We start from the raw sequence: 7,282 nt of genomic DNA, 5'->3' as shown, positions 1-7,282 counted from the left end.
ACGGCGGGCCGCATCGCGGTGTTTGCCGAGGGAGACGCACAGGCACGGAGCGACATCCGGTATCTGGCGCCCCTGCCTCTGTTCAACCCCGACGGAACGGTAAAATGCTGAAAAGATGAAAAGCGGGAGACGGATTGCCGTCTCCCGCTTCTTTTTTTCCCGCATACCCCTGATGAGCCGTTTTTGGGTGCTCTCCGATCGCTTCTTACAAGTGTGAACGGCTGGCTCATATCTTGGGGCACAAAATGCGCTTTACCTTTATTTTACATAAACTCCATAACCTTCAAACACGGGGATGCTATCGTTTGATATATGAAAAATATGATAGTAATAAAGAGGAAATGAACGTATGAAGGTTTCCATTCAATCGAAGGTCCGTAAAGCGATTGCATATAACGTGGTCGCCACCTGCGTCGTCATTACCGCCATCACCTGCGTGCTGATCGGGCGGTATTCCCTTGAAAACCATAAGGTGTTTGCCCAAAGCCTTGCGGCGTCCTATTCCATGAGCATTACAGAAGCGGTTGCGTCCATTAAAAACCAGATACAGAATGTTGCCGCCGATGAAGCGGTGTGCGACCCCACGCTGGACGCGGCCGACCGCAGGGCCTATCTCAAGGTCAGGACGCGGGGCACTGACTTTTTGTCTTTTTCCGTCAGCAGCAAAACCGGCGTTACCTACGAAGGAGAGGACATTTCGGGCACCGAAAGCTTTCAAAGCGCCATTGCGGGCGTTTCCTTTTTGTCCGCGCCGGGCCTGTTCCCCGGCGAAGAAGCGCCGGTAATTCTGGCCGGTACGCAGATTACGGCCATAGGCCCCACGGGCGTGGTGACCGGCAGCCTGCCTGCCGACTACTTTAATCAGTACATCCGTCAGATTTCCATGGGCAAAACCGGGTACGGTTTTATTATGGACCCCAGCGGCACGATTGTTTCTCATCCGGATGACGCGATGCTGGCAGTCAATCTGCCGGAGAGCGTGGACGCCGCCGCCCAGCCGGAGTGGGCGGCGCTTCTTGCGCGCATGTGCGCGGGGGAGTCCGGGGCGGAGGTTGTAACGAATGAGGGCTCCAAAAAACTTGTGGCCTACGCGCCCATTGCCGGGGCGGAAGGGTGGGTGCTGGCCGTCAGTCAGGATTACGACGAAATCCTTGCCATGAGCCGTCAGCCAATCTGGATTTCGCTTGTGGTGATGGTGTTGGCGGTGCTTTGCTCATCTGTTTTCTCTGCCCGGACGGCGTCCTCGCTTGCCCGCCCCATCGCTGCGGCGGTTACGCGCTTGCAGCAGCTTGAACAGGGGGATTTGGAATCTCCCGTCCCCACTGATGCATCGGTCAGGGAAGCGGAGGCTTTGCTGCAAGCACTGGAACACACAGTTTTTTCCCTGCGCGGCTATGTGTCGGAAATTTCCACCGTGCTTTCCTGTATCGCAGACGGAGATCTCACCGTCAAAAAGGAGCAGGAATACCTTGGCGATTTCGCGCCCATCGGCACGTCCTTGGAGACCATTCTGCTGTCGCTGAACGGGGTGTTTTCCGAAATTGGGATGGCGGCTTCCGCCATTCATCAGGGCGTCAATCAGGTTTCTTCCGGTTCCATACAAATTTCTGAACGCGCCTGCACGGAAACCGAAACGATGGTCAGACTGGACGACCGGATCGGGGCTGTCACAGACAGCATCAAGGCGAATACCGAGAGCGTGCAGACTGCGGGGGCGTTGTTTGATCAGATGCGCCAGCAGTCCGCCCGTGCGGGTGAAAGCATGACAGAAATGCTGACGGCAATCGGCGGCATGGAGCAAACTGCAAAAAAAATTACGGAAGTGATTCGTGCGATTCAGGACATCGCCTTCCAAACCAATGTGCTCGCGCTAAACGCCGCGATAGAGGCAGCGCGTGCGGGCGGCGCGGGGAAAGGTTTCTCAGTGGTGGCTGGGGAAGTCCGCAACCTTGCGCAGAGAAGCGCGGAGGCCGCCGAAAGCACGCAGGCTCTGCTGGGGCAGTCCGTTGCATCGGTGCAGGCTGGGCGCATCCACGCACAGAAGACCGAAGAGGCTTTGCACGAAATTATGGACTTTGTAAAACAGGTGACCGGCGCGATTCAGCAGATATCCGGCGCGTCCTTGAAGCAGAAGGAGGCCGCTGTGGAGATGCAGTCGAGCATGACGCAGATTGTGTCCTCTATTGCTTCAAACAGCGCGTTTTCCGAGGAGTGCGCCGCCACCAGTCAGAGCCTTCTTGAACAGGCGGACGTTCTGGCGCAGAAGATGCGGCAATTCCGCCTGCTGGAAGCTGCGGATGATGCTCTTTTGCCGGACGATGCCGCCATTACGCCGCCGGATTGCCGGGAGGACGTACCTGAATCGAGTACCTGAGCCTTAGCCGCTCCATAAAAGCACTCGCATCCCGAAGCCGTGGATGAGATGCCCATACGCAGAAAAACGTGCACTGTCCAATAGGGCTTTCCCCTCATGACGGCAAAGGCTGCGGTTTTGATATCCGCCTGCCATTCCCACGCATATCATTCAAGGGTGGAAACTGGTATTGACCGGTTTCCACCCTTGAATTTTCCTATTCGGTTTGCATGTGGTGAATTGTTCCTGTAATTTGGTGGACTTGCCGTCACATGCTTCTTTTTGCAAACAGGACGCATAGAATCATACGTTCTCGGCGTATTTCTCCCGGTCCCGGCGAATCTGCTTTTGATAGCGGTCTGCCTCCGAAAAGACGCAGCCGCAGTATTTTTGCATATAAAAGCCAAGCTCCCGTGCCTTTTGATTTCCCTCACGGAAATTGACCCGGAAGTCGCGGTATAAAAACGAAACGCCATATTGCTTCCCAAATCGCTCCGCCGCCCGGGCAATGCCGTCGTGGTCCTGATAAAGGGAGGCCAGAAGGGTGGAGGTAAAGGCCTCGTATCCGTTCTGGGCGGCATAGCGCGCCGTCTCCTCCACCCGGTGCTCGTAGCACCAGGCGCAGCGGCGGTCAATGTCGCCCGCCACGTGACAGACAAAGTCCCGCAGGCCGTATTCCTCCCGCACAATCAGCTTCATGCCGATGCTGGGCGCATACTCCGCAAGACAGTCCCGGCGGGCTTCGTATTCCTTCCAAGGATGGATATTGGGATTATACCAGAAGGCTGTGGGCTCCAGTCCCTCCGTCCGCAAAGGCTCGATGCAGGAGAGGGAGCAGGGGGCACAGCAACAGTGCAGCAAAACGGATTCCATAAAACGTGTCACCTCGATGTCAGTATATCAGATTTGCTGACTTTGCGCAAGGAAGTGGAAAAGCGTGGAAAAGAGTAGATGTTTCCTATGGTTCCAGTGTTCGTTTTTAACGTAACATTAACGGAGGAAAACGTTTTTGCAATTGAAAAGTTCACACAATCAGAGTAGAATGAACACTGTTTAGCAGGAGGTGCGGTGCGAGTTTTCGCGCTGTTCGGACATTCTTAGGAGGAATCTGTTTTTGCGTGTTGGACTGGATGTCGGCTCTACCACCATCAAATGCGTGGTGCTGGATGACGACGAAAAAATTATATATTCTACATACGAGCGCCATTTTAGCCATATTTTGGAAAAAGTGGAGGAGCTGCTGCGGCGCATGGCCCAGTGGCACGTTCCCGGCGGGCGGGCGCTGCTCTCCATTTCCGGCTCCGCCGGAATGGGCATGGCGCAGAGCGTGGAGGTCCCCTTTGTGCAGGAGGTGTTCGCCACCCGCGTGGCGGTTGGGCGGTTTGCCCCCGGAACCGACGTGGTGATTGAGCTGGGCGGCGAAGACGCTAAAATTCTCTTTATGACAAACGGGCTTGAAGTCCGGATGAACGGCTCCTGCGCGGGAGGGACCGGCGCCTTTATCGACCAGATGGCAACGCTTTTGAAGATGACCGCCGAGGAGCTGGACTCTGCGGCCCTGCGGGCGGAGAAGACCTATACCATCGCGTCCCGCTGCGGCGTGTTCGCCAAGAGCGACGTGCAGCCCCTCATCAATCAGGGCGCAAAGGCGGAGGACATTGCCGCCAGCATCTATCAGGCGGTGGTGAATCAGACCATCGCGGGGCTGGCACAGGGCCGCCCCATCAAGGGAAAGGTTTTGTATCTGGGCGGGCCGCTGACCTTCTCCAGATGCCTGCGGGAAAGCTTTGACAGCACACTGGGCGTTGCGGGCATGTGCCCGGAAAACAGCCTTTTGTTCGTGGCCCTTGGCGCAGCGCTGTATTCTGATCAGGAATTTGATCTGGCGGACGTGGCCCGGCATCTGCGGGAGCGGGGCGCGTCGGAAACCTATCGGTCCCAGCCGCCCCTGTTCGCCGACGAGGAAGAATACGAAACATTTCGGGCGCGGCACGCAAGGGCGTCTGTTCCGCAGGTTCCTTTCGGTGCGGAGTATGCCGAACCGGTGCACATCGGGATTGATTCCGGCTCCACCACCGTGAAGGTGGCGGTGATCGACGAACAGGCCCGTTTGCTGTTTACGGACTACCGTCCCAACGAGGGCAGCCCCACCGCCCTGATCCGGGAGGTGCTGCTGCGGTTGTATGACGAGCATCCGGCGCTGCAAGTTGCCTCCGTCACCACCACGGGCTATGGCGAGGATTTGGCCAAGGCCGCGTTTCACGCGGATTTCGGTGTGGTGGAAACCGTGGCCCATTTTACCGCTGCGCGGCATTTTCTGCCGGATGTGGATTTCATCATCGACATCGGCGGGCAGGACATGAAGTGCTTCAAAATTGAAAACGGAGCCATCGGCGACATCTTTTTGAATGAAGCCTGCTCCTCCGGCTGCGGCAGCTTTCTCCAGACCTTTGCGCAGGCGCTGGGCAGAGACGTAAAGGAGTTTGCAAAGCTGGGCCTGTTTGCCCGGCGGCCTGTGGATCTGGGAAGCCGGTGCACGGTGTTTATGAACTCCAGCGTGAAGCAGGCCCAGAAGGACGGGGCCTCCATTGAGAACATTTCGGCGGGCCTTTCCATCAGCGTGGTGAAAAACGCCATCTACAAGGTTATCCGCGCCGCCTCTCCCGAAGAACTTGGCAGAAACATTGTGGTGCAGGGCGGCACATTTTATAACGAGGCGGTTTTGCGGGCCTTTGAAAAGGAGATGGGGACGGAGGTCATCCGCCCCGATATCGCGGGACTGATGGGGGCGTATGGCGCGGCGCTGCACGGTATGGAAAAGGCGGAGCCGGGAAGGAAAAGCACGCTTCTGACGGCGGAGCGCCTGCGCGGCTTTACGCAGGATACCCGCAGCAGACTGTGCGGCCTGTGCGGCAACAACTGCCAGCTCACCGTCAACACTTTTTCCGACGGAGCCGTCTTCCTCAGCGGAAATCGCTGCGACCGTCCTGTTACCGGCAAGGCCGACAGCGGGCTGCTGAACCTCTACGAATACAAACGCAGGCTGCTTTTAAGCTATAAGCCCGTTCCCGGAAAACGGGGAAAAATCGGCCTTCCGCTGTGCCTGAACAACTATGAGCTGCTGCCCTTCTGGCACGCGTTTTTTACAAGTCTTGGCTTCACCGTGTACCATAGTCCCCTCAGCAGCCGGGACCTGTATCTAAAGGGGCAGGCCAGCATTCCCAGCGACACCGCCTGTTTCCCGGCAAAGTTGGCCCACGGCCACATCCAATATCTGAGCCGCCTGGGGCTGGACGCGATTTTCTACCCCTGCATGACCTACAATTTGGACGAGGGCAAGGGCGACAATCACTATAACTGTCCTGTGGTGGCCTATTACCCCGAGGTGATCGCCGGGAACTCTCCTGAGATTAAAAACGTCAAATTTATCTACGACTATGTGGGGCTTCACCATCCCAAGGAGTTTGCCCACAAGATGCACGGGGTTCTCAAGAAGTATTTCCCCGGCATCAGCCGGAGCGAGGTCCGGGAGGCGGCGGACGAGGCCTATGCCGAGTATGAAAAGCACATGGCCCAGATCCGCGGAGAGGGCCAGCGCATCATCAAGCAGGCTCGGGAAGAGGGGCGGCGCATCGTCGTTCTGGCCGGTCGGCCCTACCACGCAGACCCGGAGGTGAACCACGGGATTGACACCCTGCTGACCCAGTTCGGCGCGGCGGTGGTGACCGAGGACGCTGTTTCCGAACTGGTGGATCGGTTTGAAACCTCCGTGCTGAACCAGTGGACCTACCACGCCCGGCTGTACGCCGCCGCGAAATACTGCACACAAAGCAGCGATATGGAGCTGGTGCAGTTGGTGTCCTTTGGCTGCGGCGTGGACGCCATCACCTCCGACGAGACACGGGAAATTTTGCAGGAGGGCGGAAAGCTCTATACCCAGCTAAAAATTGACGAAATTACGAATTTGGGCGCGGTGCGTATCCGGCTGCGGAGCCTGTTTGCCGCATTGGAGGAACAGGAAGACCGACGGCTGTACGCCGCACGGAAGGAGGACTGAGCCATGGAGATGAATTATCCGAAATTTACCCCGGAAATGAAAAAGACCCATAAGATACTGATTCCCAGTATGGCTCCCATCCAGTTCCGGATTCTGGCCGCCGCCATGGAAAATCAGGGCTACACCTGTGAGCTTTTGGGCAACTGCGGTTCTCAGGTGGCGGAAAACGGACTGAAATACGTCCACAATGATACCTGCTATCCGGCGCTACTGGTCATCGGCCAGTTTTTGGACGCGCTGGATTCCGGAAAATACGATTTGGACCACACGGCCCTCATCATCACACAGACCGGCGGGGGCTGCCGTGCGTCCAACTATATTCACCTGCTGCGCAAGGCGCTGGAGCGGGCGGGTTACGGACAGGTGCCCGTGGCAAGTTTGAACTTCTCGGGCCTTGAAAAGGACTCCGGCTTCCCCATGACGCTGCTTTTGATGCGCCAGTTGATGGCGGCTATCTACTATGGGGATTTGCTGGCGACCTTGCGGGCCCAGACCGTTCCCTATGAGCTGAACAGGGGCGACGGGGACGCGATGCTTGAAAAATGGTTGACGTACATCTGCGAGAGCATCCGGGCAGGGAAGGGCTATACCAATCGAGAGGTCCGCGCCCTGATGCCAAAGATTGCCGCCGACTTTACCACAATTCCCGTCCGCCGCACACCGAAGGTGAAGGTGGGCGTGGTGGGGGAGATCTACGTGAAATACTCCCCCCTTGGCAACAACGATTTGGAGAAGTTTCTGGAGTCTCAGGACTGCGAAGTAAACCTGCCGGGGCTGATGGGCTTTGTGCAGTACTGTGCCTACAACCCCTCGGAAACGGCGCGGCTGTATGGCGGAAGCTTTTTTGAAAAGCACATTTCTGATGTGGTTCT

4 protein-coding genes are annotated in these 7,282 nt (G+C 57.2%); 3 read left to right on the top strand and 1 reads right to left on the bottom strand.

Going from position 1 to position 7,282, the window contains the following annotated elements; genetic code table 11:
• Nucleotides 1-349: 349 nt before the first annotated feature.
• Nucleotides 350-2,374 carry a methyl-accepting chemotaxis protein gene (locus tag B2W96_RS08550; protein WP_293009869.1) on the top strand — a complete coding sequence of 675 codons (2,025 nt, stop codon included), beginning with the start codon at nucleotides 350-352 and terminating at the stop codon, nucleotides 2,372-2,374.
• Between the two features lie 282 nt (nucleotides 2,375-2,656).
• Here the strand turns inward: B2W96_RS08550 and B2W96_RS08545 are convergent, their stop codons facing one another.
• The gene (locus tag B2W96_RS08545; RefSeq protein ID WP_293009868.1) at nucleotides 2,657-3,226 is read right to left on the bottom strand and encodes an epoxyqueuosine reductase QueH; all 570 of its coding nucleotides are present in this window, start codon (nucleotides 3,224-3,226) and stop codon (nucleotides 2,657-2,659) included.
• Nucleotides 3,227-3,467: 241 nt separating this feature from the next.
• On the opposite strand from B2W96_RS08545, the gene B2W96_RS08540 reads away from it, so the two are divergent.
• Nucleotides 3,468-6,410, top strand: coding sequence for an acyl-CoA dehydratase activase (locus tag B2W96_RS08540; protein WP_293009867.1), 2,943 nt, complete (start codon nucleotides 3,468-3,470; stop codon nucleotides 6,408-6,410).
• 3 nt (nucleotides 6,411-6,413) lie between these two features.
• Nucleotides 6,414-7,282, top strand: an 869-nt coding sequence (locus tag B2W96_RS08535) for a 2-hydroxyacyl-CoA dehydratase (RefSeq protein ID WP_293009866.1), incomplete at its 3' end; no start/stop codon positions are given.

Origin of the sequence: Oscillibacter sp. UBA6647 (assembly GCA_002455655.1) — a bacterium.
Lineage (GTDB): Bacteria > Bacillota > Clostridia > Oscillospirales > Oscillospiraceae > Oscillibacter.
Note: the sequence above shows the minus strand (reverse complement) of the source record. Positions and strands in the feature narration are given on the sequence as shown.